This window comes from Nocardioides bruguierae (assembly GCF_023554635.1).
Lineage (GTDB): Bacteria > Actinomycetota > Actinomycetes > Propionibacteriales > Nocardioidaceae > Nocardioides > Nocardioides bruguierae.
In genome coordinates this window covers 1-25836 of sequence record NZ_JAMJPH010000016.1, presented here as the reverse complement: position 1 = coordinate 25836, position 25836 = coordinate 1, and the positions used below count along the sequence as shown (strand labels likewise).

Annotated in this window: 22 protein-coding genes; 12 read left to right on the top strand and 10 right to left on the bottom strand. The window is 73.1% G+C overall.

Features of this window, described 5'->3' with window-relative positions:
* Positions 1 to 15: 15 nt before the first annotated feature.
* Positions 16 to 1437, bottom strand: coding sequence for an aminopeptidase P family protein (locus tag M8316_RS09125; protein ID WP_250053932.1), 1422 nt, complete (start codon positions 1435 to 1437; stop codon positions 16 to 18).
* A gap of 181 nt (positions 1438 to 1618) precedes the next feature.
* Between M8316_RS09125 and M8316_RS09120 the strand changes: the two genes are divergently transcribed.
* From M8316_RS09120 to ettA, 5 genes are all read left to right on the top strand, one after another.
* Positions 1619 to 2740 carry a PrsW family intramembrane metalloprotease gene (locus M8316_RS09120; protein ID WP_250053930.1) on the top strand — a complete coding sequence of 374 codons (1122 nt, stop codon included), beginning with the start codon at positions 1619 to 1621 and terminating at the stop codon, positions 2738 to 2740.
* Positions 2737 to 4482 carry a dynamin family protein gene (locus M8316_RS09115; protein ID WP_250053928.1) on the top strand — a complete coding sequence of 582 codons (1746 nt, stop codon included), beginning with the start codon at positions 2737 to 2739 and terminating at the stop codon, positions 4480 to 4482. Before M8316_RS09120 ends, M8316_RS09115 begins: the two co-directional genes overlap by 4 nt.
* An 87-nt stretch (positions 4483 to 4569) precedes the next feature.
* The gene (locus M8316_RS09110) at positions 4570 to 6213 is read left to right on the top strand and encodes a GTPase (protein ID WP_250053926.1); all 1644 of its coding nucleotides are present in this window, start codon (positions 4570 to 4572) and stop codon (positions 6211 to 6213) included.
* 171 nt (positions 6214 to 6384) lie between these two features.
* Complete coding sequence (locus M8316_RS09105; RefSeq protein WP_250053924.1) at positions 6385 to 6891, top strand: single-stranded DNA-binding protein; 507 nt, start codon at positions 6385 to 6387, stop codon at positions 6889 to 6891.
* Between the two features lie 68 nt (positions 6892 to 6959).
* The gene (ettA, locus tag M8316_RS09100) at positions 6960 to 8642 is read left to right on the top strand and encodes an energy-dependent translational throttle protein EttA (protein WP_250053922.1); all 1683 of its coding nucleotides are present in this window, start codon (positions 6960 to 6962) and stop codon (positions 8640 to 8642) included.
* 87 nt (positions 8643 to 8729) lie between these two features.
* On the opposite strand, the gene M8316_RS09095 is transcribed toward ettA, so the two are convergent.
* Both M8316_RS09095 and M8316_RS09090 read right to left on the bottom strand, forming a co-directional pair.
* Positions 8730 to 9257 (bottom strand): MarR family winged helix-turn-helix transcriptional regulator, encoded by a 528-nt coding sequence (locus tag M8316_RS09095; protein ID WP_308195983.1) that lies wholly within the window; start codon positions 9255 to 9257, stop codon positions 8730 to 8732.
* 91 nt (positions 9258 to 9348) lie between these two features.
* A complete protein-coding gene (locus tag M8316_RS09090) occupies positions 9349 to 10563 on the bottom strand; it encodes an acetyl-CoA C-acetyltransferase (protein WP_250053920.1) in 1215 nt (404 codons plus the stop codon).
* Between the two features lie 109 nt (positions 10564 to 10672).
* On the opposite strand from M8316_RS09090, the gene M8316_RS09085 reads away from it, so the two are divergent.
* Positions 10673 to 11575: an acyl-CoA thioesterase gene (locus tag M8316_RS09085; protein ID WP_250053918.1), complete on the top strand. Its 903-nt coding sequence runs from the start codon at positions 10673 to 10675 to the stop codon at positions 11573 to 11575.
* 36 nt (positions 11576 to 11611) lie between these two features.
* On the opposite strand, the gene M8316_RS09080 is transcribed toward M8316_RS09085, so the two are convergent.
* The 3 genes from M8316_RS09080 to M8316_RS09070 form a co-directional block, all read right to left on the bottom strand.
* Positions 11612 to 12172 carry an RNA polymerase sigma factor gene (locus M8316_RS09080; RefSeq protein ID WP_250053916.1) on the bottom strand — a complete coding sequence of 187 codons (561 nt, stop codon included), beginning with the start codon at positions 12170 to 12172 and terminating at the stop codon, positions 11612 to 11614.
* Positions 12173 to 12181: 9 nt separating this feature from the next.
* Positions 12182 to 13189, bottom strand: coding sequence for a hypothetical protein (locus M8316_RS09075; protein WP_250053914.1), 1008 nt, complete (start codon positions 13187 to 13189; stop codon positions 12182 to 12184).
* Between the two features lie 186 nt (positions 13190 to 13375).
* Positions 13376 to 13756: a globin gene (locus M8316_RS09070; RefSeq protein ID WP_250053912.1), complete on the bottom strand. Its 381-nt coding sequence runs from the start codon at positions 13754 to 13756 to the stop codon at positions 13376 to 13378.
* 147 nt (positions 13757 to 13903) lie between these two features.
* On the opposite strand from M8316_RS09070, the gene M8316_RS09065 reads away from it, so the two are divergent.
* Positions 13904 to 14329 carry an OsmC family peroxiredoxin gene (locus M8316_RS09065; RefSeq protein ID WP_250053910.1) on the top strand — a complete coding sequence of 142 codons (426 nt, stop codon included), beginning with the start codon at positions 13904 to 13906 and terminating at the stop codon, positions 14327 to 14329.
* A gap of 70 nt (positions 14330 to 14399) precedes the next feature.
* On the opposite strand, the gene M8316_RS09060 is transcribed toward M8316_RS09065, so the two are convergent.
* A complete protein-coding gene (locus M8316_RS09060) occupies positions 14400 to 15440 on the bottom strand; it encodes a mechanosensitive ion channel family protein (RefSeq protein ID WP_250053908.1) in 1041 nt (346 codons plus the stop codon).
* Positions 15441 to 15590: 150 nt separating this feature from the next.
* On the opposite strand from M8316_RS09060, the gene M8316_RS09055 reads away from it, so the two are divergent.
* Together M8316_RS09055 and M8316_RS09050 are read left to right on the top strand one after the other, a co-directional pair.
* A complete protein-coding gene (locus tag M8316_RS09055) occupies positions 15591 to 15947 on the top strand; it encodes a hypothetical protein (RefSeq protein WP_250053906.1) in 357 nt (118 codons plus the stop codon).
* A complete protein-coding gene (locus M8316_RS09050) occupies positions 15934 to 16338 on the top strand; it encodes a DUF5130 family protein (RefSeq protein ID WP_250053904.1) in 405 nt (134 codons plus the stop codon). The genes M8316_RS09055 and M8316_RS09050 overlap by 14 nt, the downstream gene beginning before the upstream one ends.
* 118 nt (positions 16339 to 16456) lie before the next feature.
* Here the strand turns inward: M8316_RS09050 and pepN are convergent, their stop codons facing one another.
* A complete protein-coding gene (gene pepN, locus M8316_RS09045) occupies positions 16457 to 19000 on the bottom strand; it encodes an aminopeptidase N (protein WP_250053902.1) in 2544 nt (847 codons plus the stop codon).
* A gap of 207 nt (positions 19001 to 19207) precedes the next feature.
* Here pepN and M8316_RS09040 point away from each other — a divergent pair, with 207 nt between their 5' ends.
* Positions 19208 to 20947, top strand: a complete 1740-nt coding sequence (locus M8316_RS09040; protein ID WP_250053901.1) for a CHAP domain-containing protein — start codon at positions 19208 to 19210, stop codon at positions 20945 to 20947.
* 64 nt (positions 20948 to 21011) lie between these two features.
* Positions 21012 to 21647 (top strand): mycothiol-dependent nitroreductase Rv2466c family protein, encoded by a 636-nt coding sequence (locus tag M8316_RS09035; protein WP_250053899.1) that lies wholly within the window; start codon positions 21012 to 21014, stop codon positions 21645 to 21647.
* 48 nt (positions 21648 to 21695) lie between these two features.
* Here M8316_RS09035 and M8316_RS09030 read toward each other — a convergent pair whose 3' ends face one another.
* Entirely contained in the window at positions 21696 to 23036 is a 1341-nt protein-coding gene (locus tag M8316_RS09030) for a DUF2254 domain-containing protein (RefSeq protein ID WP_250053897.1), read from the bottom strand.
* A 72-nt stretch (positions 23037 to 23108) separates the two neighbouring features.
* Positions 23109 to 23819: a GOLPH3/VPS74 family protein gene (locus tag M8316_RS09025; RefSeq protein WP_250053896.1), complete on the bottom strand. Its 711-nt coding sequence runs from the start codon at positions 23817 to 23819 to the stop codon at positions 23109 to 23111.
* Between the two features lie 56 nt (positions 23820 to 23875).
* On the opposite strand from M8316_RS09025, the gene metG reads away from it, so the two are divergent.
* Complete coding sequence (metG, locus tag M8316_RS09020; protein WP_250053895.1) at positions 23876 to 25669, top strand: methionine--tRNA ligase; 1794 nt, start codon at positions 23876 to 23878, stop codon at positions 25667 to 25669.
* The last annotated feature ends 167 nt before the right edge of the window (positions 25670 to 25836 follow it).

Below are 25836 nucleotides of genomic sequence, written 5' to 3'. Positions count from 1 at the left end.
GACCCGTCACCCGCGTCAGCGCCGGTGCTCGGCCATCCACGCCTCGACGTCGGCCGAGGCGCGGGGGAGGGCGGCGGAGAGGTTCTGGTGGCCCGACTCGGTGACGAGGACGTCGTCCTCGATCCGGATGCCGATGCCGCGCAGCTCCTCGGGGACGAGCAGGTCGTCCTCCTGGAAGTACAGGCCCGGCTCCACGGTCAGGACCATGCCGGCGGCCAGCGTGCCGCGGGCGTAGGACTCGGGTGCCGCCATGCCGCAGTCGTGCACGTCCATGCCGAGCATGTGGCTGGTGCCGTGCAGGGTCCAGCGGGCGTAGACCCGGCTGTCGGGCAGCAGCGCCTCCTCGGCGGAGACCGGCAGCAGGCCTCGCTCCTCCAGGCCGAGGGCCAGCACCCGCATCGACGCGGCGTGCACGTCGGAGAACGCGGCGCCAGGCTTCACGGCGGCCATGCCGGCGTCTTGGGCCTGCAGGACGAGCTCGTAGAGCTCGCGCTGGAGCGGGGTGTAGGTGCCGTCGACCGGGATGGTGCGGGTGACGTCGGCGGTGTAGAGGTTGGTGCCCTCCACGCCCATGTCGAGCAGCACCATCTCGCCCGGCGTGATCGGGCCGGAGTTCTCGATCCAGTGCAGCGTGGTGGCGTGCCGGCCGCCACCGACGATCGAGTCGTAGCCGATGTCGTTGCCCATGGTGCGGGCACGGCGGAAGAAGGTGCCCTCGATCCAGCGCTCGCCGTAGCGGACGGCGTTCTCCCAGTCCGCCACGACGTCGGTGAAGCCCAGCGTGGTGGCGTCGCAGGCGGCCTGGAGCTCGGCGACCTCCCAGGCGTCCTTGACCAGGCGCTGCTCGGAGGCGACGCGGGCCAGCTCGGCGTCGCGCTGCTCGTCGCCGGTGACCAGGCCGTCCACGGCGGACGACACGCCACGGTGGACGCGGGTCTTGGTGGTGCCGGCCAGGTCGGAGGCCAGGGAGTCGATGTGCCGGGTCTCGACGCCGAGGGAGTCGGAGATCTCCTTCAGCGACGGGCGGCGGCCGGCCCACAGCTCGCCGTACTGGCGGTCGCGGAAGAACTCGTCGGTCTCACGGGAGGAGCGGGGCCGGGCGTACAGCACGGCGTCGCCGTCCTCGACCACGAGCACGGCGTCGGAGGTGAGGTTGCCGGAGTAGTAGGCGTGGGCCGTGTCCGGGCGGAACCGGTAGTCGGTGTCGTTCGCCCGCACCTTGTAGGTGCCCGCGGGCAGCACGAGCCGCTCGCCGGGGAACGCCTCGGCCAGCGCGGTCCGGCGCGCGGCAGCGGACGCGGCGACGCCCGCGCGCGGCAGGTCGAGGTCGCGGTCACCCCACCCGGTGCGCATGAAGGAGGCGTAGGCCTCGGGCACCGCCGGGTCGTGCGACTCGGTCTGGGGCTCGGCGGACTCGGCGGACTTCTCCTCGCTCATGGCGGCCACTGTAGTCCCGGCGGTGGGCCCCGCCGGGTGGCCGGGCGGCGGCCTGGTGCTGCGCGGGTGGCGCGCGGGTGGCGCGTGGGTGACCGGGAAGGCCGACACCTGTGGCGCAACGCCTGACCTCGCAGTTCACCAGGTGCGCACCCCCGGGGTCGGTGCCCGATAGGGTGCTGCCATGCCCCGCCTGCGTCACGACGGAAGGGTGTTCACGCTGGTCGTGAGCATCCTCGTGGTCGTGAGCGCCCTGCCGGTGCTGCTGGTCGTGGCCCTGGCGGGTGCCCCCGGCACGGTGCTGCTGGCCACCGTGCTGGCGGCGCTGCCCGTGGTGCCGGTGGTGATGGTCTTCCTCTGGCTCGACCGCTACGAGCCCGAGCCGCGCTCGCTGCTGCTCCTCGGCCTCGGCTGGGGCGCGGCGGTCGCGGTCGTCGCCGCGCTGCTGCTCCAGGGCATCGGCGGCCTCTTCCTCCCGGTCACGGACGCCGGCAGCCTCGCCGTGGTCGCCCCGGTGACCGAGGAGGCGGTCAAGGGCGCGTTCCTCGTGGCGCTGCTGTGGTGGCGCCGCGCGGAGCTGGACGGGCTGCTCGACGGCGTGGTCTACGCCGGCATGGTCGGCACCGGCTTCGCCTTCACCGAGAACATCCTCTACCTCGCCGCCGCCTACGACGGCACGGACGGGATGGGCCCCGGTGGCACGGTCGCGCTCACGTCCACGTTCGTGGTGCGCTGCCTGGCCAGCCCCTTCGCCCACCCCCTGTTCACCGCCTTCACGGGCATCGGGGTCGGCCTGGCGGTGACCTCGCGCCACGGGGTGGTCCGACTGGTCGCGCCGGTCGCGGGGTACCTGCTGGCCGTGCTCTGCCACGGTCTCTGGAACGCCTCGACGCTCGCCGGGCTCGGCGGCTTCGCCGTCGTGTACCTGGTGATCATGGCGCCCGCCCTGCTCCTGGTGGGTGCGCTCGCGTTCTGGGCGCGCACCTCCGAGCGGCAGATGCTCGGCCGTGCGCTCGGCGACGCCGCGGCCCGCGGGCTGCTGCCGGCCACCGACATCGGGTGGGTCGTCGACCTGCGCGCCCGTCGGCTGGCACGCCGCTACGCCCGCGAGACCGGCGGCAAGGAGGCCGAGGACCGCATGCGCGCCTACCAGCAGGCGGCCATCGAGCTCGGCTTCCTGCATCATCGCTACCTGCGCGGCACCGCGCCGGCAGACTTCGCCTCCCGCGGGGGCGCCTACGTCGCACGGATCGGCGCCGTGCGACCGTCCGTTCAGTTCCCAGGACAGGTGGTTCCGACCCGATGACAGCCAGGCTCGACGACGCCTCCGCGAACCCGGGGGGCCAGGACGCACAGATGCTGACGGCGCTCGTGCGGCTGCGCGGCGCCCTCCAGGAGGCAGCCCTGCCCCTGGACCTGCCCGGGACGGACGAGCTGCGCGCCTCGCGCCAGCAGATGCTCGACCAGCTCGAGGACTACGTGATCCCGCGGGTGATGACCCTCGACTCGCCCATGCTGGCGGTCGTGGGCGGCTCCACCGGCGCCGGCAAGTCCACGCTGGTCAACAGCCTCGTCGGCAAGCGGGTCACCACGCCGGGCCTGCTGCGGCCCACGACGCGCTCGCCCGTCCTCGTCCACCACCCCGACGACGCCCACTGGTTCGGCCAGGACCGTCTGCTGCCCGACCTCAAGCGCGTCGAGCACGCCACCGACGACCCCGACTCGCTCCAGCTCGTGGCCTCCGAGACCGTGCCGCAGGGCCTGGCGATCCTCGACGCGCCGGACGTCGACTCGGTCGAGGAGCGCAACCGCCAGCTCGCCGCCCAGCTGCTCGCGGCGGCGGACCTGTGGCTCTTCGTCACGTCCTCGGCCCGCTACGCCGACGCCGTGCCGTGGCAGTTCCTGCGCCAGGCCGCCGACCGCTCCACCGCCGTCGCGGTGGTGCTGGACCGCACGGCCGCCGAGGCCGTCCAGACCGTCTCCACCCACCTGGCCCGCATGCTGTCCAGCCGGGGCCTCAAGGACTGCCCGCTGTTCGTCGTCCACGAGGCGCCGGTCGACTCCGACGGGCTGCTGCCGCCCGGGCACGTCGGCGACATCCGCGGCTGGCTGGAGTCCCTCGCCGACGACACCGCGGCCCGCACGGCCGTGGTCAAGCAGACGCTGGACGGGGCGGTGCGCTCGATCGCCCACCACGTCCACCCCGTGGCCGACGCGGTCGTGCGGCAGGCCGAGGTGGCCTCCGGGCTGCGCGAGTCCAGCCGCCGCGCCTACGACCTCGCCCTCGCCGACACCCGCCGCGCGACCGCCGACGGCACCCTGATGCGCGGCGAGGTCCTCGCCCGCTGGCAGGAGTTCGTCGGCACCGGCGAGCTGCTTCGCTCCCTGGAGGACCGGGTGGGGCGCCTGCGCGACCGGCTGGTCAGCGCCGTCAAGGGCAAGCCGCAGCAGGCGGACCGCGTGGTCGTGGCCGTCGAGTCCGGCCTGGAGCTGCTCGTGCTGGAGCACGCCGAGGAGGCGGCCGAGCGGGCCGCCGAGGCGTGGCGCCAGCAGCCCGCCGGGCAGGAGCTCCTGTCCTCGGCGGACGCCGACCTCTCCCGGGCCTCCCGCGACCTGCGACGCCGTGCCGAGCAGGCCGTGCGCGAGTGGCAGACCGACGTGCTGGAGCTGGTCCGCGCCGAGGGCGCCGACCGGCGCACCACGGCCAAGTTCCTCGCCCTGGGCGTCAACGGCCTCGGCGTCGCGCTGATGGTCGTGGTGTTCTCCCAGACCGCCGGCGTCACCGGCGTGGAGGCAGGCATCGCCGGCGGGTCGGCCGCGCTCGGGCAGAAGCTGCTCGAGGCGGTCTTCGGCGACCAGGCCGTCCGCGGCCTCGCCACCCGGGCCCGCCAGCTGCTCGACGACCGGGTCGGTGACCTGTTCGCCGCCGAGGAGGCCCGCTACACCGCCCTGGTGGACGCGGTCTCCGTGGCGCCCGAGGCGGCCGTCGCCGTGCGGGAGGCCGTCCGGCGCGTCGACGACCTGCGGTTCGCGGCAAACCAGCCCTGAGCCCGTCCCGGACGGGGGAGGGCACGATCGGCACGGCGACCCCCTAGGGTGTCGCACAGCGAAGTCCAGTCACGTGAGTGGGAGAAGATGACGTCCTTGCTCGAGGGGGCCAAGCAGCTGCTGACCCGGGGTACCGACATCGGTGGGCGCATCGAGGCGCTCACCGAGGCCGCCGAGGCCGCGCGCGGGGTGGTCGACGACGAGGTCGTCGACTCCGCGCTGGAGGTCTGCGAGCGCGCCGCCGGGAGGCTGCGCCTGTCGGCCGGCCACACGGTCGTCGCCATCGCGGGAGCCACCGGCTCCGGCAAGTCCTCGACCTTCAACGCCCTCACCGGCCTGGAGCTGTCCGCGGTCGGCGTCCGCCGTCCGACCACCTCGTGGGCCACCGCCTGCGTGTGGGGCACCGAGGGTGCCGGCGAGCTGCTCGACTGGCTCGGCATCCCGCCCCGGCACCAGACCACCCGCGACTCGATGCTCGACACGCGGCGCGAGTCGCACGCGCTCGAGGGCGTCGTGCTGCTCGACCTGCCCGACCACGACTCCACCGAGGTCAGCCACCACCTCGAGGTCGACCGTCTCGTGGCGCTCTCGGACATGTTCGTGTGGGTGCTCGACCCGCAGAAGTACGCCGACGCCGCGATCCACGACCGCTACCTGGCCCCGCTGCGCACCCACGCCGAGGTCATGGTCGTGGCGCTGAACCACATCGACACCGTGCCCGAGGAGCGCCGCGAGTCGATGGTCGCCGACGTCCGCCGCCTCCTCGCGGACGACGGTCTGCCCGACGTCCCGGTCATCCCCGTGAGCGCCCGGCACGGCCAGGGTCTCGACGCGCTGCGAGCCGAGATCGAGCGTCGCGTCGCGGACAAGAAGTCCACCGTCGTGCGCTACGAGGCCGACATCGCCGCCGCGGCCACCCGCCTGCGCGAGGCGACCGGCACCGCCCCGTCCCGCGAGCTGCCGCCGGCCCGCGTCCAGGCGCTCGAGGAGGCCGTGGCCGAGGCCGCCGGCGTGCCCACGATCGTCGAGGGCGTGGAGCGTGCCGCCCGGGTGCGGGCCACCCGCTCGACCGGCTGGCCGCTGGTCAGCTGGGTCTCGCGGCTGCGGCCCGACCCGGCCAAGAAGCTCGAGCTCGACCTGGGCGCCGCCGGCAAGCAGCTGCGCGGCTCCTCCAGCGCCGCCCCCGAGACGACCGCCGTCGAGCGGGCGCGCGTCGACCACGAGGTCCGTGCCCTGGTCGACGAGGTCTCCTCCGGGATGGGGCCGGGCTGGTCGGTCGCCGTGCGCGACGCGGCCACGCAGCGCCTCGGCCAGCTCGGTGACAGCCTGGACGCCGGCCTGGCCGGCGTGACCCTCAACGCGACCCGGCTGCCGGTCTGGGCGGGTGTCGTGGGCGTCCTCCAGTGGCTGCTGGTGCTGGCTGCGCTCGGCGGTGCGGGCTGGACGGTCGCGACCGCCGCCTCGGGCACCCTCGACGAGACCCCGCAGGTGCTCGGCATCGCGGTGCCGCTGGTCCTGCTCGCCGGTGCCCTGGTCCTGGGTCTGCTGCTGGGGCTGGTCTGTCGCGGCCTGGTCGGCGGCACCGCCCGCACCCGGGCGGCCAAGGCCGACGAGAACCTGCGCGGTGTCGTGCACGACACCGTCTCCACGCTGGTGGCCCAGCCGGTCTCCGAGGTGCTCGGTGCTCACCACCGCACCCGCAGCGGCGTCGACACCGTCCTCGGCGGCTGAGCAGGCGCTCCCTCCGACCCCTCGCCCGGGCCACCTGTCGTGCACAGGGGGCCCGGGCGACGTCGTTCTCCACCGCTCCCGCGGTGGCCCTCCCGCGGCTCGGCCGTGCGGCCGAGGCTGGTGGCACCCCGGAGGCGCACGGCCTCCGACCAGAGGGCCGAGGAGGACCCCATGCTCAACGACACCACCGTGACCCTGCAGGGCTGGCTGGGCAGCGGCGTGAGCCTGCGCCAGGCCGGCGAGACCCCCGTCGCCAGCTTCCGCGTCGCCGTGACCCCGCGCCGGCTGAACCGACGGACGGGGGAGTGGGGCGACGGCGAGACCCAGTGGTACACCGTCAGCGCCTGGCGCGGGCTCGCCGAGCGCTGCGCCGCGTCCCTGCGCAGCGGCGACCCCGTGATCGTCCACGGGCGGCTGACCACCAGCACGTGGACCACCAGCGCGGGCGCCGAGACCACCACGATGGAGGTCGACGCCTCCGTGGTCGGCCACGACCTGTCCTGGGGCACCACCGTGTTCTCCCGGGCGGCCTCGGCCAGGGACGAGGCGCTCGCCGCCACGCAGGCGCGGCACGGGGTGGACGACGTCGCCGACCCGGACCTGGAGGGGCCGGACGTCGAGGACCTCGAGCGTGACCCCTTCACCGCCACCGAGCGCGTCCCTCAGCCCGTCGGCTGAGCGGAGGGCGACCGGGGTCCCCGAGCCGTTGCGGCGTCCCGAGGGGGGAGCGACTAGGCTCGGGGACCATGGCGGAATATGTCTTCACCCTGCGCAACGTGCGGAAGGCCCACGGCGACAAGGTGGTGCTCGACAACGTCACCCTCTCGTTCCTGCACGGGGCGAAGATCGGTGTCGTGGGCCCGAACGGCACCGGCAAGTCGAGCCTGCTGAAGATCATGGCGGGCCTCGACCAGGCCAACAACGGTGACGCGATCCGGGACCCCGAGGCCACGGTCGGGATGCTCCAGCAGGAGCCCCCGCTGACCGAGGGCGCGACGGTGCTGGAGAACGTCCAGGAGGCCGTCGGCGAGATCAAGGCCAAGATGGACCGGTTCAACGAGATCGGTGAGCTCATGGGCGAGCCCGACGCGGACTTCGACGCCCTCATGGCCGAGATGGGCGACCTCCAGACCGACCTGGACAACGCCAACGCGTGGGACCTCGACTCCCGCCTGGACCAGGCGATGGACGCCCTGCGCTGCCCGCCGCCGGATGCGGTCGTGGACAACCTCTCCGGTGGTGAGCGCCGCCGCGTGGCCCTGTGCAAGCTGCTGCTCCAGCAGCCCGACCTCCTGCTGCTCGACGAGCCCACCAACCACCTGGACGCCGAGTCGGTGCAGTGGCTCGAGGGCCACCTGAAGAACTACCCGGGCGCCGTCCTGGCCATCACCCACGACCGGTACTTCCTGGACAACGTCGCCGAGTGGATCCTCGAGCTGGACCGCGGCAAGGCGCACCCCTACGAGGGCAACTACTCCACCTACCTGGAGACCAAGAAGGAGCGCCTCAAGATCGAGGGGCAGAAGGACGCCAAGCGCGCCAAGATGCTCGAGAAGGAGCTGGAGTGGGTCCGCTCCAACGCCAAGGCGCGCCAGACCAAGTCCAAGTCCCGCCTGGCCCGCTACGAGGAGATGGCGGCCGAGGCCGACCGCGCCCGCAAGATCGACACCGCCGACATCAACATCCCGCCGGGCCCGCGGCTCGGTGACGTGGTGCTGGAGGCCAAGGGCCTGGTCAAGGGCTTCGAGGGCCGTCGGCTCTGGAACGACATCTCGTTCACGCTGCCCCGCGCCGGCATCGTCGGCGTCGTCGGCCCCAACGGCGTCGGCAAGACCACGCTGTTCCGCATGATCACGGGCAACGAGACCCCCGACGAGGGCGACCTCACCGTCGGTCAGACCGTGAAGCTGTCCTACGTGGACCAGAGCCGCGGCGGCATCGACCCGGACAAGAACGTCTGGGAGGTCGTCTCCGACGGCCTGGACTTCATCAAGGTCGCCAACTTCGAGATGAACAGCCGCGCCTACGTGGCCTCGTTCGGCTTCAAGGGCCCGGACCAGCAGAAGAAGGCCGGCGTGCTCTCCGGTGGCGAGCGCAACCGCCTGAACCTCGCGCTGACCCTGAAGCAGGGCGGCAACGTGCTCCTGCTCGACGAGCCCACCAACGACCTGGACGTCGAGACCCTGTCCTCCCTCGAGGACGCGCTGCTCGACTTCCCGGGCTGCGCCGTCGTGACCTCCCACGACCGGTGGTTCCTCGACCGCATCGCCACCCACATCCTCGCCTGGGAGGGCACCGAGGAGGACGAGGGCGCCTGGTTCTGGTTCGAGGGCAACTTCGCCTCCTACGAGGAGAACAAGATCGAGCGCCTGGGCATCGACGCGGCCCGCCCGCACCGCGTCACCCACCGTCGCCTCACCCGCGACTGATCAGCCCGTCACCGTCCGGACGGTCGAGGCCCCCGCAGGCAGCGCCTGCGGGGGCCTCGTGCTGCTCGCCCGGACGGGCGAGCGACGTCAGTCGCACTCCTGGCGGATCTCCCGCTCGGGGTGGGCGTGGATGAGCGCGTCCGAGACCGCGTCGAAGACCCGCCCCACCGCAGCGAGGTCGCCCGCGTCGACGAGGTCCACGAGGTGCTCGCGCACCCCGGTGACGTGCGTGGGTGCCGCGGCGCGCAGACGCTCCCATCCCTCGTCGGTCATCACCGCCACGATGCCGCGCCCGTCCTCGGGGGAGGTGGTGCGGCGCACGAGGCCGGACTTCTCCATCCGGGAGATGGTGTGCGTGACCCGGCTGCGGGAGTGCGCGAGGGCGTCGGCCAGCCGCGCCATCCGCATCTGCCCGTCGGACTCCGAGAGACGGACCATGATCTCGTACTCCGGGAGGGAGAGGCCGTGCTCGCGCAGCTCGTCGTCCAGCTGGTCCAGCAGCAGCTGCATGCCGAGCATCAGGGCTCGCCAGGAGCGCTGCTGGCCGTGGTCCAGCCAGCGCGTCTCGGGGCGCGGCACCAGGCGCAGGGCGGGCGGTTCTGCCGAGGTGGTCACCGGGCGATCCTAGTCCGACGGGCGTCCCGTCGGGCTCCGGCGCCCGGGCACGCGCGCAGGACCTCCGTCACCGTCGTCCCCCGCCCTGCGCTCAGGAGAGCCGCTCCAGGACGAGGGCCATGCCCTGGCCGCCGCCCACGCACATGGTGATGAGGCCGGTGGACTTGTCGTGCCAGTCGAGGCTGTTGAGCATCGTGGCCTGGAGCCGCGCGCCGGTCATGCCGAAGGGGTGGCCGACGGCGATGGCCCCGCCGTTGACGTTGAGCCGGTCCAGGTCGATGCCCAGGTCCTGGTAGCTGGGCACCACCTGCGCGGCGAACGCCTCGTTGATCTCGACCAGGTCGATGTCGTCGATGGTCATGCCGGCGTGCCGCAGGGCCTGCCGGGTGGCCTCGACCGGGCCGAGGCCCATGATCTCGGGGGAGAGGCCCGAGACGCCGGTGGAGACGATCCTGGCCAGCGGGGTCAGACCGAGCTCGGCCGCACGGGTGTCGGACATGACGACGACCGCGGCCGCGCCGTCGTTGAGCGCGCAGCAGTTGCCGGCGGTGACCACGCCGTCGGGCCGGAACACGGGCTTGAGCTGGCTGACCGCCTCGTAGGTGACGCCGGCGCGGGGGCCGTCGTCGGTGGAGACGACGGTGCCGTCGGGGAGCGTGACCGGGGTGATCTCGCGGGCCCAGAAGCCGTCGGCGAGGGCCTTCTCGGCCAGGTTCTGGCTGCGGACGCCGAACTCGTCGAGCTCGCGCCGGTCCAGGCCGCGCAGCCGCGCCACGTTCTCCGCCGTCTGCCCCATCGCGATATAGACGTCGGGGAGCAGACCGTCCTCCCGCGGGTCGTGCCAGTCGACGCCACCCGCGGCGGTCGCCTCCGTGCGCGCCCGCGCCTCGGCGAAGGCCGGGTTGTAGGTGGCCGGGTCGTCGCTGGTGCCGTGGGCGAAGCGCGAGACGGTCTCCACACCTGCGGAGACGAACACGTCGCCCTCGCCGGCCTTGATGGCGTGCAGGGCCATGCGGGTGGTCTGCACCGAGGAGGAGCAGTAGCGGGTCACGGTGGCGCCGGGCACGTCGTCCAGGCCCAGCTGCACCGCCACGACGCGGCCCATGTTGTGGCCGGACTCGGCGCCGGGCAGACCGCAGCCGAGCAGCAGGTCGTCGATCGTGTGCGGGTCGAGCGCGGGGACCTTGTCCAGGGCGGCCTGGACGGCGGTGGCCGCGAGGTCGTCCGGACGGACGCCCGCGAGGGAGCCCTTCCCGGCGCGGCCGATCGGGGTGCGGGACGCGGCGACGATGACGGCCTCGGGCATGGGGGATCTCCTGACGCGGGGTGGTGACGGGCGCGCGACGTGGCGCGGTGTGGGCCACGTTACTCCCCGGTAGGGGCGGTCGCGCGGGGCACGTGGCAGCATGCCGTGCGTGCGTCACGTCTACGAGTGCCCGCTGCGGTGGGCCGACCTCGACCTGCTCGGTCACGTCAACAACGTCGTCTACGTGGACTACCTCCAGGAGGCCCGCGTCGACCTCATGCGACGCTTCGGCGTCCGCCCGGGGGAGGCGGGCACCGCCGAGGCGCTGGTGGTGGTCCGCCACGACCTCCAGTTCCTGGCCCCGCTGCTGTACCGCCTCGCCCCGGTGACGATCGAGGTCTGGGTGGAGGAGGTCCGCGCCGCGTCCTTCACCCTGGGCTACGAGATCTTCGACGCCCATGCGGACGGGACGCGCACGGTCTACCTGCGGGCCACGACCGTGCTCTCCCCGTTCCGCTTCGACGCCGGGCGGCCGCGTCGCCTCACCGCCGAGGAGAAGGAGGGCCTCCAGCCCTACCTGGAGCCCGTGCTGGGCGTGCCCGGCGGCGCCCTCGAGCGCACCCGCTGGACGCCGACCGTGCACCTGGAGAGCGGACGGGTCGACCTGCACGTCCGGTTCAGCGACGTCGACGTCTACGGCCACGTCAACAACGTCAAGTACGTCGAGTACCTCCAGGAGGCCCGGATCGCCGTGCTCGCCGGGCTCTGGGGCGGCGACCTGGACCGCGCCGGCGAGACCCAGGTCGTCGTGGCGAGGCTCGACGTGGACTACCGGGTGCCGATGGTGCACCGCGACGGCACCTACGACGCCTGGTCCTGGATCAGCCGGGTGGGCCGCACCTCGGTGATCGTCGAGACCGAGTTCACCGACGGGGACGTCGTGTGCGCCCGGGCCCGCTGCGTGCTGGTCTTCTTCGACCCCGCGATCCAGGGCTCGTCGGAGCCGACCGAGGCACAGCGCGCGCCGCTGGTGGCGCTGCACGAGGAGGCCGTCGCCGCGCTCGGAGGCTGACCGGCGGGCGCCGCCGGGATCTCGCCGGGGTGCGGCTCAGGCAGGGCGGACGACGGCGGGGGCGGCGCGCAGCTTGCGCAGGCCGCGGTGCCGCGCGACCCGCACGGCGGTGCTGCTGATCCCCAGCGCCTGGGAGGTGCCGGCCGTGTCGAGGCCCAGGACCTCCATGCAGGTGAGCACCTCACGCTCCCGGTCGGGGAGGTGGCGCAGCACCGAGAGGGCCCAGTCCAGGTCGGCGGACGCCGGCTCGGGCCCCGGGGCGGGCGCCTGCTCCGGCACCTCGTCGGTGGGCGTCGTCTGACGCCGCTGGCCACGCCGGTGGACGTTGAGGCCGACCCGGCGGGCCACACCGAACAGCCAGCCGGCGAAGTCGTCGTCGTCCCCGTGGAAGTCGCTGATGCTGCGCGCGGCCGTCAGCCAGGCGTCGGCCGCGATGTCCTCGGCCGCGACGGCGGCGTCGCCCGTGGGACGGCTCGCCAGCCACACGACCAGTCGCCCGTGGTGACGGCGGTAGAGCTCACGCCACGCCGACGGGTCACCGGCGGCGGCCTGGTCGACGAGCGTCCTCTCCCGTCGTTCCCCCCGAGTGATGGTCACGTGCGTCGATCACCGGCCCACGGCGGAGGACGTGGCGGAGCCGCTGTTGCCCTTGCCGTTGCCCTTGCCGTTGCCGTTGCCGTTCGAGCCGCCGTTGCCGTTGGCCTTGCCGTCGGACTTGCCGTTGCCGCCCTTGGCCTTGCCGCCGTTCCCGTTCCCGTTCCCGTTCCCGTTCCCGTTCGAGCCGCCGTTCCCGTTGCCGTTCCCCCCGGCCTGGGAGCCGTTGCCGTTGCCCTTGGCCTTGCCGTTCCCGTTCCCGTTCCCCTGGCCGTTGCCGTTGCCGTTGCCGTTGCCGTTGGTCTTGGTCTCGTCCGAGGCGGCGCCGGTGCCGCTGCCCTCGGAGGAGTCCCGGGAGTCGGTCGAGCCCTTGCCGCCGGCGTTGCTCCCGGCGGAGGCGTTGCCGCTGTTGCCCCCGGCGTTGCCGTTCGCGTTGGCGTGCGCGGAGCCCTGCCCACCGGCGTTGCTCGACCCGGCCGAGGAGGGGACGGAGGCCGCCGGGCCGGCGCCCTGGCCACGGTCCTGGCCCTGGTCGGTGCTCTTGGTGCCCTGGTCCTGGCCGCGCGTGCCCTGACCGCGGTCGGTCGCGGTGGTGGCCGCGGCGTCGGCGGCAGAGGCGCTCGGCGAGCTCGACCCGGTGGCGTCGGAGCTGCTGGCGGCGGCCTCGGGGGAGGAGGACTCCGCCGACGGGCTCGCGGAATCGCTGGCGGACGCGCTGGGCGAGGTGGTGGCCGCCGCGGTCGCCGCGGTGGAGGAGATGACGTCGTCGGCGGGCATGAGGTCGCTCGGACCGGGCACGCCCGGCACGGCCGCGCCGACCCAGGCCAGGCCGGAGACCACGGCCGCGGTGCCCGCCACGACCAGCCCGGTGCGCCAGCCGGCCGCGACCGCGCGGGTCGTGGGCGTGCTCTCACGCGCCAGCTCGGCCAGGTGCGCGACGAACCAGTCGTCGGGCTCACGCGTGGGGGCGTGGACGTGCAGCGGGCCACGCTCGGCGGAGCGGCGGTCGTGTGGGGGCATCTGGGGGAGACTCCATCTGGGGTGACGGGGTGAGGTGTCGGCGCTCACCTGTCACCAGCAACGGCGTGCGTTACATGCTTCGAGGATCTTCACAGAACTTCACAGCACGTTCCCGCGGGGCGCCGTGCCGAAACGGGTCGGCGCCGGTGGTCCCGCCCGGGGCGTGGGGCGCCTCGGGCGTGCGGGTCAGTCCGGAGAGTTCACCATGAACTGGGCCGCGTGCTGGGCGTAACCCCAGAACTGCTCGTCCTGCTCGGGGGTCAGGTCGACGCTGTCGAGGCCGGCGCGGAAGTGGGTGAGCCACCGGTCGCGCGCGTCGGGGTTCACCCGGTACGGCGCGTGCCGCATCCGCAGGCGCGGGTGCCCGCGGGCCTCGGAGTAGGACGAGGGGCCGCCCCAGTACTGCATGAGGAACAGGGCGAGCCGCTCCTCGGCCGGGCCCAGGTCCTCCTCCGGGTACATCGGGCGCAGCACCTCGTCCTCGGCGATGCCCTCGTAGAACCGCGCGACGACCGTGCGGATCGTCGGCTCCCCACCGATCTCGTCGTAGAACGTCACGCCCGTCATTGTGCCGGGTGCCTGCGCGCGGCCCGGTGCCCGGTGCCCGGTCCGGGGGAGGACGCGCCACCGCGTGCGTGGTTGGCTGGGCACCGTCCGCCCGCCGAGGCGCTCGCGCCCGGCGCACCCCCGATCTCACCGCACAGGAGAAGAACCATGCCCACCACCCGTCTCGCCACCACCACCTGGAGCGGCAGCCTCGCCGAGGGCAAGGGCTCCGTGGAGATGAAGTCCTCCGGCATCGGCACCTTCGACGTGTCGTGGCCCTCGCGGGCCGAGCAGCCCAACGGCCTCACCAGCCCCGAGGAGCTCATCGCCGCCGCCCACTCGAGCTGCTTCTCGATGGCGCTGTCCGCCGCGCTGTCCAAGGCCGGCACCCCGCCGACCACCCTCGAGACCTCCGCCGAGGTCGAGCTGACCCCCGGCACCGGCATCACCGGCATCGCGCTGACGGTCGTCGGCACTGTCGAGGGCATCTCCGCGGAGGACTTCGTGGCCGCCGCCGAGGGCGCCAAGGCCGGCTGCCCGGTCTCCCAGGCCCTGGCCGGCACCACCATCACGCTGCAGGCCTCGCTGGCCTGAGCCGCGTCGCGGACGACGACGGCCGCCGACCCCTCCCGGGGCGGCGGCCGTCGTGCGTCCGGAGGGGCGGTCAGTCGGTGCTGCCGGCGCGCTCCTCGGCCGCGCGGGCCTCCGCCACGTCGCGGGTCTCGTCGTTGCGGTGCCACACCACGCGCTGCGCGAAGGGGATCTCGATGCCCTCCGCGTCGAAGCGGGCCTTGATCCGCTGCCGCAGCTCGCGGGCGATCGTCCAGTTCTGCAGTGGGGCGGTCTTCACCATGAGACGCAGGTCGATCGAGTCGGCGCCCAGGCCCTCGACGCCCGTCACCTCGGGCTCCTCGATCATCAGGTCGCGGAAGTCGGGGTCGGCGTAGAGGTCGGCCCCGACCTCGCGCAGGACCTCGAGGGACCGGTCGATGTCGGAGTCGTAGGCCACGCCCACGTTGATGACGGCGCGCGACCAGTTCTGCGAGAGGTTGCCGACGCGCAGGATCTCGCCGTTGGGGACGTACCAGACGGTGCCGTCGAGCGAGCGCAGGCGGGTGACGCGCAGCGTGACCGCCTCGATCGTGCCGGTGGCCTCCCCGACGTCCACCACGTCGCCGACGCCGAACTGGTCCTCGAAGATCATGAAGATGCCGGAGAAGAAGTCCTTGACCAGCGACTGGGCGCCGAAGCCGACCGCGACGCCCACGATGCCGGCCGAGGCGATGATCGGGGCGATGTTCACGCCGATCTCGCTGAGCACCATGGTGCCGACGACGGCGATGAGGATGCCGGTGACGATCGACTTCAGCAGCGAGCCCATGGTCTGCGCCCGCTGCACCCGGCGGGTCGCGGTGGCCGCGTCGCGGGCCTGCGCCTGCTGGGCGGCCTTGCCGAAGGAGAACCGGGAGACGCGGTCGGGCAGCACGCCGTCCTCGGCCCGGGCCACGACCCGGTCCACGAGCCGGTGCAGCAGCCACCTGACCAGGAAGCCGAGGAGGAGGAGGACGAGCACGGACAGCGGCTTGCCGACCAGCCAGTCGGCCACGGTGCCGGCGGTCTGGTTGCCGGTGGTGTCGGTGACCCACTGACAGACGGCCGCGTCGTCCGCGCACGTGAGGTTCTGGAGTGCTGCGAGATGAAGCATGGGCCCCAGTAAACAGACGTCGGGCCGTGGAGCCGAACCACCCGGGTGTCAGCCGTGACACAGGCCCCGGGCGGTGGCTGTGAGAGGGGTGTCACGGCCCACGTGAACCGGTGTGCGGGCCGTGGGCGCGCTGTCGGTATCCTTCTCCGCGTGACTGCGCTGACCACTCTCGCCCGCCGCGCGGCGGCCGTCCTCGCCGTCCTCGGCGTGGCCGCCACCGGCGCGATCGCCCTCGCTGCCCCGGCCTCCGCCGAGGTGCCCGTCGGCTGGTCCGACCCGGACCCGGTGGACCCGCTGCACTTCTTCCTCGTGGTCGCGGGCGTCCCGCTCGTGCTGGCCCTGGTGATCGTGGCGCTGACCTTCGGCCCCGCGCTCGCTCGCGGTGAGCGGGTGCTGCCCGGCTCGCGCAACCCCGAGCACGAGTGGCTGGGTGGCCCGGACGGCTCGCCCGCCGCCCTGACCACGAAGTCCGACGACGAGGCCGGCGGCACCAGTGCCCGCTGGTGACATCTCGTTCTCCTCGTCCAAGCGCGCCGACCTCGAGGGGGCGATCCGCGCCGCCGAGACGCTGAGCCGCGTCGAGTTCTCCGTCTTCGTCGGTGACACCCCCGAGGACACGGCCGCCTACGCGCGGCGCCTGCACGGCGGCCTGGCGGCCCCGGCCCGCAGCGTCCTGATCATGATCGACGGCAACCGCCGCGCCCTGGAGATCGTGGCCGGCTCCTACGTGCGCCGGACCCTCACCGACGCCGAGCTCGAGATCGCCACGATCCAGCTCAGCACGGACCTGGCCGCGGGCGACGTGCACGGCGGCCTCAAGCGCTGCATCGGCCTGCTGGCCGAGCACGCCCGCCCGCAGCGCGTCCTGCACGCCGACGAGGAGCCGGCCGGAGCCTGAGCCCGGCACGCACCCCGCCCCCCCCCCCGCGGGGCCCCCCCCCCCCCCCGGCGCCCCCCCCCCCGGTGGGCCGGGGGGCCCCCGTCGTCCCGGGGGCGGACCCCCGGGACGGCGGCGCTCAGGCCCGGGCGTCCCGCTCCTGCGCGGCCAGGGCGCGCTGGACGTCGGCCAGACCCTCGCGCACGTAGCGCTGGGCCGGGGTCGGCGCGCTGGTGGTGGCCAGCCAGGACTCGACCCGCTCGGCCAGGGCCGGGGAGGCGAGCACGGTCGGGAAGGCGTAGTTCAGCGCCACCGACGCCCGGTGGGTGCCGAGGTTCTCCCAGGCCACCTCGGCGGCCTCGAGGTACTTCTCGACGTAGGGCGCGAGGACGTCGTCCTGCCCCGCTCGCATGATCGCGAGGACGATGGAGCGGGCGGTCTCGTTGGGCGTGGAGGCGTCCTCCATGCCCGCGCGCCAGGCCTCGGCCTTGGCGTCGGCGTCCGGCTGAGCGGCCCGGGCGGCGGCGGCGTGCTCCTGGCCCGAGATGGTCGCGTCGTTGCCCAGCTCGTCGTCGATCCGGCTGCCGGCCCGGCCGGCGCCGGCCAGGGCCGTCACCAGCGACCAGCGCAGGTCCTGGTCGACCGCGAGGCCCTCGATGGTGGACGTGCCGTCCAGGAGCGCCTCCAGCGCGGCCAGGGACTCCTCGCCGTGCGCGGCCGAGGCCCACGTGCGGACGAACGTCAGCTGGCTGTCCGAGCCCGGCTCGGCGGCCAGGGCGAGCTCCCGCATGCCGGCCTCCCACCGGGCCCGCAGCTCCGCGCGGTGCTCCGGGGCGGAGTACAGCGCGGCGGCGGTGGCGGCCGTCGAGGGGATGCGGCTGACGCCCCAGGCGTCGGTCTCCTCGCCGATGTTGGCCAGCACGAGCGCGACGTAGTCGGACGCGGCCATCTCGGCGTCCCGCGTCATGTCCCAGGCGGCGCCCCAGACGAGGGCGCGGGCGAGGGAGTCGTCCAGCTTCGAGAGGCCGGAGATCGCGGTGGCGAGCGAGCGCTCGTCGAGGCGGATCTTGGCGTAGGTGTGGTCGGAGTCGTTGAGCAGCAGCAGGTCGGGCTGCTTCTCGCCGACCAGCTCGGCGATCTCGGTCAGCTCACCCTCGACGTCGGTCTCGACGTAGGAGCGGCGCACGATGCGTCCGTCGACCTCGTCGTAGAGGCCCACGCCGATGCGGTGGCGGCGCAGGGTGGGGTAGTCGGGGTGCGCGCTCTGGCGGACGGCGAGCCGGCTGTACGCGCCGTCGGCGTCGAGCTCGAACTCCGGGGTCAGCGTGTTGACGCCGGAGGTCTGGAGCCACTCGGCGGCCCAGCCGGAGAGCTCGCGGCCCGAGGCCTTCTCCAGGGCGGAGAGCAGGTCGGTGAACTCGGAGTTCCCGAAGGCGTGGTCCTTGAAGTACTGGCGCAGGCCGGCCATGAAGTCGTCGATGCCGACCCAGGCGACGAGCTGCTTGAGCACCGACGCGCCCTTGGCGTAGGTGATCATGTCGAAGTTGACCTCGACGGCGTGCAGGTCGAAGTTGTCCGCCGCGATGGGGTGCGTGGAGGGCAGCTGGTCCTGGCGGTAGCCGGTCTGCTTGCGCGCGTTGGCGAAGCCGGTCCAGGAGTCGGTGTACTCGGTGGCCTCGACCTCGGCGTGGTAGCAGGCCCACTCCGCGAAGGACTCGTTGAGCCAGAGGTCGTCCCACCACTTCATGGTCACGAGGTCGCCGAACCACATGTGGGCCATCTCGTGCAGGATCACCGAGCAGCGGAACTCGTAGAACGAGCGCGGCTGTCGCGAGCGGGGCAGGTACTCGTCGCGCAGGGTCACGCAGCCCGCGTTCTCCATCGCGCCCATGTTGTACTCCGGCACGTAGAGCTGGTCGTACTTGCCGAACGGGTAGGGGTAGTCGAAGGCCTCCTCGAAGAAGGCGAACCCCTGGCGGGTGAGCTTCACCAGCTCGTCGGTGTCGAGGTAGGGCACCAGCGACTGGCGGCAGTAGTGGCCGAGCGGGATGGTGCCGTGCTTGCCCTCGTAGACGTCCTGCACCTCGTGGTACTCGCCGGCGACGAGCGCGGTGATGTAGGTGGACATCCGCTGGGTCGGCTCGAAGGCGAACAGGGCCTTGCCGTCGCCGAGGGGCTGCGGGGCGGGGGAGGGGGAGTTGGAGACGACCTTCCAGTCCTCCGGCGCGGTCACGTTGAACGAGAAGACCGACTTCAGGTCGGGCTGCTCGAAGGTGGTGAACACGCGGCGGGCGTCCGGCACCTCGAACTGGGAGTAGAGGTAGACGCGGCCGTCGGCGGGGTCGACGAAGCGGTGCAGGCCCTCGCCCGTGTGGGAGTAGGCGCAGTCGGCGCGGACCACGAGCTCGTTCTCGGCGGCCAGGCCGGGCAGCGCGATGCGGCTGTCGGCGTAGGCGGTGCTCGGGTCGAGCTCCTCCCCGTTCAGTGTGATCTCGTGGACGACGGCGCCGACCAGGTCCGCGAACGTCTGCTCGCCGGGGGTCGCGGCGGTGAAGCGGATGGTGGTCGTGGACGCGAAGGTCTTGTCGCCCGTCGTGAGGTCCAGGTCGATGGTGTACGACGTGACGTCCAGGAGGGCGGCGCGGGTGGCGGCCTCGTCCCGGGTCAGGTTGGTTCCAGGCATGCGGCGATCCTCTCACTGCCTGTCCACGGTGTGGACGGGCAGGTGACCTGAGCAACCGGCGTGCCAGGCGGACGCCCGAGAACCCGTCCCCTGCGTGACTCGTGGGGCAGTTGTACTGTCCCGGGGCCGAGTGTGGCCGATGTGGCCAATGTGAAATTTCTTCGGGATTCGGCGTGTCGGTGCTTGACTTCGGGTTTCATACTCCCCGTGCTCCCCCCTGATCGACGCCCGTCGCCCCCTCGACCGGCCCTCCTCGCGAGCCTGCTCGCCCTCCTCCTGGGCCTCGCCGGCCTGGCCGCGGTCCCCAGCGCGTCCGCGGCGAGCTCGACCTACCTGTGCACCGGGTACGTGGCGTGCTCCAAGGCCGGCTACCCCTCGGGCGGCTACCGCACCGAGGGCTCCAAGATGTGGTGGCGCATGTACGCGGGCCACAACTGCACCAACTACGTCGCCTACCGGCTGGTGAAGTCGGGCGCCTCCAGCGAGCGGCCGTGGTCGGGCAGCGGCAACGCCACCAACTGGGGCGTCGCGCTCTCCGGCCTCGTCGACCAGACGCCCCGCGTCGGTGCCGTGGCCTGGTACAAGGCCAACGGCGGCTGGGCGGGCTCCTCCGGCCACGTGGCCTACGTCGAGGAGGTCGTCTCCGCGACCCAGATCCTCGTCTCCGAGGACAACTGGGGCGGGGACTTCGACTGGCGCGTGGTCACCAAGGGCACCAACGGCTGGCCCGACGGGTTCATCCACGTCAACGACACGCCCCTCGAGGTGGTCTCCGAGCCCGTCGTCAGCGGTGACGTCGCCGTCGGCGAGACCCTCAACGTCGACCCCGGCAGCTACGCCGAGGACGCCGACGTGAGCGTCCGGTGGTTCGCGGCCGGCACCCGCATCAAGGGGGCCACCGGTCTCACCTTCACCCCCACCGTGGCGCAGTGGAAGAAGCGGCTCTCCGTGCGCGTCGTCGCCAAGGCCACCGGCTACGCGCGCACCGTCATCGACACCGACCGCACGCACGGCGTGCGACGCGGCACCATCGAGGTCACCACCGACCCGGTGGTCACCGGCACCGCCCAGGTCGACCAGGTGCTCACCACGAGCCTCGGCCGCTACAGCCCGGCCGCGGCGGCGACCAAGATCGCCTGGTACGCCGACGGCACCCGCGTGCGCGGCGAGAGCGGCCGCACGCTCACCGTGACCCCCGACCTGGTCGACACCCGGATCACCGCGAAGGTCGCCGCCAGCACGGAGGCCTACAAGGTGCAGCGCGCCACCACGTCCGAGACGAAGGACGTCGCCCCCGGCGTCATCCGCCTCGACGACCCGTTCGGCCTCGACGGTCGCGCGGAGCTGGGCGACGCGCTCACGGTCGCCCCCGGCACCGTGTCGTGGCCCACCGACGCCGACGTCAGCTACGAGTGGCTGCGCGGCCAGACCACCTCCAACGCGCGCTCGGCGAGCAGCACCGACGGCTCGGGGGTCAGCGAGGACTCGCTGACCTACACCCTCGGCACCCGTGACGTCGGCAAGCAGGTCGGCGTGCGGGTCACCGTCTCGCGACCCGGCTACACGACGGAGGAGTTCGTGCTGCGCTCGGGCTCGCTCACCACCACGAGCTCGGTGCTCGACCTCGACGCGACCCCGCGGGTGCGCACCCGGGAGGTCAGGGTCAAGGGCACCCAGCGCACCCGCACCGTGGTCAACCGCAAGGTCGTCGTGAACGCGGGCGTCGAGGCGCCCGGTCGCAAGGTGGTCAACGGGGCCGTCCGCGCCACGCTGACCCTGGCCGACGGCACCCAGCAGGTCGTGGAGGGCACCCTCGAGGACAGCACGGTGCGCCTGGTGCTCACGAACGTGCCTCGCGGCAAGCAGAAGATCCGGGTCGACTACCTCGGCACGAAGATTGTCGAGGCCAGCGCCGCCAAGGTGACCGTGCGGGTGCCCCGCCGCTGAGTGCCCGCCCGTGGTGCCCCGTCCAGGCAGGAATAGGGCGCGGCGCCGCCGGCTTGGCACCGGCATGAGCACCGACGCCGCCACGACCGAGCAGACCCCCGACAAGGCCGACTTCTGGTTCGACCCCCTGTGCCCCTTCGCCTGGATCTCCTCGCGCTGGGTCCTCGAGGTCGATAAGGTCCGCGACGTCGAGGTCGAGTGGCACATCATGAGCCTCGCCTACCTCAACCAGGACAAGGACATCCCCGAGGACTACCGGACGATGCTGGAGGGCGCCTGGGGCCCGGTGCGGATCGCGATGAAGGTCTCCCAGGACCACGGCCAGGAGAAGCTCGCCGAGCTGTACACGGCGATGGGCACCCGCATCCACAACGAGAAGCGGGGCTGGAAGGACGACGAGGTGCTGCTCGAGGCGCTGGAGGCCGTCGGCCTGCCCGCCACGTACCTCGCCGCCAAGGACGACGACTCCCTGGACGCCGCCATCGCGACCAGCCACCACGAGGGCATGGACCAGGTCGGCACCGAGGTGGGCACGCCCACGATCGCCGTCAACGGCACCGCGTTCTTCGGCCCGGTCATGAGTGCGATCCCCAAGGGCGAGCAGGCCGGCACCGTGTGGGACGGCGCCGTGGCCATGGCCTCGTTCCCGCACTTCTACGAGCTCAAGCGCACCCGCACCGGGGACCTCGACTTCAGCTGAGCCGCGCCCCGTGACCGTGGGCCCGGCCCGGCCCGGGGCGGGGCGTGGTCAGCCGAGCGACCTGACGGCGGCGGCCTTGGCCGCGATCAGCTCGGCGTGCGCCGGCGTCGCGACGGCGCCGAGCGACTCCAGCATCCGCGCCAGCCGGCGGGGGACCTGGACGTCCTCGGCGCCGTAGTGGGCGATCTCGTCGACGGCGAGGTCGAGGAAACCGGCGAACCCGGGCTCCCGGGTCACCACCCGCGGCACGCCCTCGTCGTCGGCGTGCACGGGCAGCGGGTCGTCGACCACCGCGAGGAGGCGCAGCAGCTCGTGCAGCCGGTCGAGGGTCTGGACGGCGGTGGTCGGGTCGTTGACGCCGGGGGAGAGGGCCTTCTCGGCGATGTCGACGAGCCGGCGGAAGCCGAACGCGACGTCCTGCTCCAGGGTCCGCTCCGCCTCGACGACCAGGTGCGCGCAGACGGTCTCCTCCAGCTCCTCCCGGGCGTCGTCGGTGCTCGCGCCGTCGGCGTGCACGAGCGCGACGGGGTCGCCCTCGACGACGAAGGTGCCCAGCGGGTGCAGCACCTCGACGAGGACGTCGGCCTCGGCCGCGCACCGCACCAGCTCGGCGAGCAGCACGCCGTCCAGGTAGCCCGTCGCGCTGCCCGTGACGACGTGCTGGGTCCGCCCCTGCCGGGCCTCGCGCAGGACGGCGTCCAGGTCGTCATCGGCCCCGGCGGCCGGGGCCTCGTCCGCCCGTGCGCCGCGCTGGCGCGCGCGGGTCGACAGGCTCTCCTCGAGCAGCGCACGGGTGCTGTGCGTCGTCTCCTCGAGCACCCGGTCCACGCCGACGGCTCCGGTGATGTGGTTGATGAAGCCCAGGAACATCGCCAGCGCCGCGACCACCCAGGCGTAGGCCAGGGTCACCGCGACCTGGGGGACGTCCCCGGCGCCCGACCCCTCGATGGAGCGCAGCACGGTCAGGGCGTAGACGAACGACCCGGCGAACAGTCCGAGGGTGTGCTGGGTGACCCGGTCCTCCAGGAAGGTGCGCAGCACCCGGGGCGAGTACTGGCTGGAGGCCAGCTGCAGCACCACCATGGTGTTGGAGAAGACCAGGCCGGTCACCGAGATCATCGCGCCGGCGATGGTGGAGAGCACCGACCGGGCGCCCTCGACGTCGCCGGGGAACAGCCACGGGATCGCCGCCTCGGTGCGCAGCGCCCCGATCTCGGGGGCCGCCAGGCCCAGCGCGATCGCCAGGACCGTCCAGAGCGTGGGGACCACCCAGAACGGACGCAGCAGGCGCCGCAGCAGGTGGCGTCCGCGACCGGGCAGACGACGCGACGGCGGCGGGGTGACGGGGGCGACGCCGGCGCGCGGCCGGCCGCTCGTGGGAGTGCTCACTCCCCGTCCTCTACCGGGTGAGGGGAGCCGAGCGGCACACCTGACCGGTCGGGTCGGAGAGCCCGAGGGTCTTCAGGAGCCGCTGGCAGCAGCGGCACCGCCGCTCGCGGCAGCGGTCGCCATCATGGCGACGATGACGGCCGTGGTGGCCTCCGTGGCCGCGGCCGTCACCGCCGCGGCGGGCCAGCCGCCGTCACCGAGCCGGTCCGCGACGGCCTTCGCCCGGCGCTTGACCTCGCGGTCGCCCACGCCGTCGGCGCGGACGACGCGGTGGACGTGCCCGACCGCGTGGAGCAGGGCCACGAGCGCCGCCGTGCGCAGGTCCGGGTCGGCATCGTCGAGCAGCGTCGCGCGCAGGGCGGCCCGCAGCTCCCGCTCGTGCCGGCCGTCGGCCTCGGGCCAGCGGGTGCGCGGGAACAGCCACAGCACCTTCTCGTCCACCTGCTCGACGAGGCCGCGCGCGACCAGACGGTCGGCCAGGGCGCCGCGGGCGTCCTTGCCGAGCCGCGTCACCGCGTCCTTCGGCGAGCGCGGCTTCTCCGCCACCCGCGCGAGGGCCGCGGCGAGCAGCCCGTCCTCCGGGGCCGGGACGCCGTCCAGGGGCACGACCACCTGTCCACGCCACATGCCCTCGCGCTCGGCGAGGTCGACGTGGCCACCCAGTGCGAGGTCGACCATCAGCGCCCCGCCCAGCCCCAGGTCAGGTGCGTAGCCGGACGGGACGGTGCCCCGGTCGACGTCGAGCAGAAGCAGGAGCAGGTCCTCCGAGACGAGTGTGCTCATGCCCGGCACGGTAGCCGGAAGGTAAAGGACCGGTGGTGGCACCTAGGATCATCCGCATGAGCAGAGTCCTGTCCGCAGTCGCCTGGCCGTACGCCAACGGCCCGCGCCACATCGGCCACGTGGCCGGTTTCGGCGTGCCCTCCGACGTCTTCAGCCGGTACATGCGGATGGCCGGTCACGACGTGCTCATGGTCTCCGGCTCCGACGAGCACGGGACGCCGATCCTCATCGCCGCGGACGAGGCCGGCCTGACCCCGCAGCAGCTGGCGGACCAGAACCACCGCGTCATCGCCGAGGACCTGGCCGCGCTCGGCTGCAGCTACGACCTCTACACCCGGACGACCACGCGCAACCACCACGCCGTCGTCCAGGAGATGTTCACGGGCGTCTACGAGAACGGGTACTTCGTCGAGCAGACGACCTACGGCGCGATCTCCCCGTCGACCGGGCGCACGCTGCCCGACCGCTACATCGAGGGCACCTGCCCGATCTGCAAGACCCCGGGCGCCCGCGGCGACCAGTGCGACGCCTGCGGCAACCAGCTCGACCCGGCCGACCTCATCGACCCCGTCTCCAAGATCAACGGCGAGACGCCGGAGTTCATCGAGACCCAGCACTTCTTCCTCGACCTGCCGGCCCTGGCCGAGGCGCTGACCGCGTGGCTGGACGAGCGGGCCGAGACCGGTCTGTGGCGGCCCAACGTCATCCGGTTCAGCCAGAACATCCTCAAGGAGATCCGTCCGCGCGCCATGACGCGCGACATCGACTGGGGCATCGCGGTGCCGCTGGACGGCTGGCGGGAGAACCCGACCAAGAAGCTGTACGTCTGGTTCGACGCGGTGATCGGCTACCTCTCGGCGTCGATCGAGTGGGCCCGTCGCACCGGGGACGCCGACGCCTGGCGCGCCTGGTGGAACGACCCCGAGGCCCTGTCCTACTACTTCATGGGCAAGGACAACATCACGTTCCACAGCCAGATCTGGCCGGCCGAGCTGCTGGCCTACTCGGGCAAGGGCGACAAGGGCGGCACCGAGCACTCCCTCGGCACGCTCAACCTGCCGACCGAGGTGGTCTCGAGCGAGTTCCTCACGATGGAGGGCAGGAAGTTCTCCTCGTCCAAGAAGATCGTCATCTACGTCCGCGACCTGCTCAGCCGCTACCAGCCGGACGCCTTCCGCTACTTCGTCGCCTCCGCGGGCCCGGAGAACCAGGACTCCGACTTCACCTGGTCGGAGTTCGTCCGTCGCACCAACGACGAGCTCGTGGCCGGCTGGGGCAACCTGGTCAACCGCACCGCGAACCTGATCGCCAAGAACTTCGGCGAGATCCCGGCCGCCGGCCCGCTCCAGCCCGAGGACGAGGCCGTGCTCGCCGCCGCCGAGGCCGCGTTCGGCACGGTCGGCGACCTCATCTCCCGGCACCGGCAGAAGGCCGCGATCGGCGAGGCCATGCGCGCGGTCGGCGAGGTGAACAAGTACGTCTCCGACCTCGAGCCCTGGAAGATGAAGGGCGAGGACCAGCGCGAGCGCCTGGGCACCGTGCTGCACGTGGTCGCCCAGTGCGTGGCCGACCTCAACCTCGTGCTCAGCCCGTTCCTGCCGTTCAGCGCCAACGACGTCGACAAGGCGCTCGGTGGCACCGGCGAGATCGCCCCGATGCCGCAGATCGTGGATGCCGACGACCTCGACGGTGGCGACGGCTACCCGATCATCACCGGCGACTACACGACCGCGCCGTCATGGCAGCGGCACCCGATCACCGTCGGGCTGCCCGTCGCCAAGCCGACCCCCGTCTTCCGCAAGCTCGACACCGCGGTGGTCGAGGAGGAGCTGGAGCGGCTCGGCGGCTGAGGCCCGCGATAGTCCGTGACGTTCTGCAGGCGACACGCCGGGTGGATTCAGCCTGTCGTCGCAACAGGTGGATCTGACTCGCCCGACAGTAGTGCGTCGAGTTCCTCCGCGGGGGTGCGCCACTTCAGTGTCTTGCGAGGACGGGCGTTGAGCTCGGCGGCGATCTG

Excerpts from the sequence above, each read along its gene's own strand:
- M8316_RS09120 (WP_250053930.1), top strand. The coding sequence starts at position 1,619 with ATGCCCCGCCTGCGTCACGACGGAAGGGTGTTCACGCTGGTCGTGAGC.
- M8316_RS09035 (WP_250053899.1), top strand. The coding sequence starts at position 21,012 with ATGAGCACCGACGCCGCCACGACCGAGCAGACCCCCGACAAGGCCGAC.
- M8316_RS09065 (WP_250053910.1), top strand. The coding sequence starts at position 13,904 with ATGCCCACCACCCGTCTCGCCACCACCACCTGGAGCGGCAGCCTCGCC.
- M8316_RS09110 (WP_250053926.1), top strand. The coding sequence starts at position 4,570 with ATGACGTCCTTGCTCGAGGGGGCCAAGCAGCTGCTGACCCGGGGTACC.
- M8316_RS09070 (WP_250053912.1), bottom strand. The coding sequence starts at position 13,756 with ATGACGGGCGTGACGTTCTACGACGAGATCGGTGGGGAGCCGACGATC.
- M8316_RS09060 (WP_250053908.1), bottom strand. The coding sequence starts at position 15,440 with ATGCTTCATCTCGCAGCACTCCAGAACCTCACGTGCGCGGACGACGCG.
- M8316_RS09105 (WP_250053924.1), top strand. The coding sequence starts at position 6,385 with ATGCTCAACGACACCACCGTGACCCTGCAGGGCTGGCTGGGCAGCGGC.
- M8316_RS09115 (WP_250053928.1), top strand. The coding sequence starts at position 2,737 with ATGACAGCCAGGCTCGACGACGCCTCCGCGAACCCGGGGGGCCAGGAC.
- M8316_RS09075 (WP_250053914.1), bottom strand. The coding sequence starts at position 13,189 with ATGCCCCCACACGACCGCCGCTCCGCCGAGCGTGGCCCGCTGCACGTC.
- metG (WP_250053895.1), top strand. The coding sequence starts at position 23,876 with ATGAGCAGAGTCCTGTCCGCAGTCGCCTGGCCGTACGCCAACGGCCCG.
- pepN (WP_250053902.1), bottom strand. The coding sequence starts at position 19,000 with ATGCCTGGAACCAACCTGACCCGGGACGAGGCCGCCACCCGCGCCGCC.
- M8316_RS09090 (WP_250053920.1), bottom strand. The coding sequence starts at position 10,563 with ATGCCCGAGGCCGTCATCGTCGCCGCGTCCCGCACCCCGATCGGCCGC.
- M8316_RS09125 (WP_250053932.1), bottom strand. The coding sequence starts at position 1,437 with ATGAGCGAGGAGAAGTCCGCCGAGTCCGCCGAGCCCCAGACCGAGTCG.
- M8316_RS09025 (WP_250053896.1), bottom strand. The coding sequence starts at position 23,819 with ATGAGCACACTCGTCTCGGAGGACCTGCTCCTGCTTCTGCTCGACGTC.
- ettA (WP_250053922.1), top strand. The coding sequence starts at position 6,960 with ATGGCGGAATATGTCTTCACCCTGCGCAACGTGCGGAAGGCCCACGGC.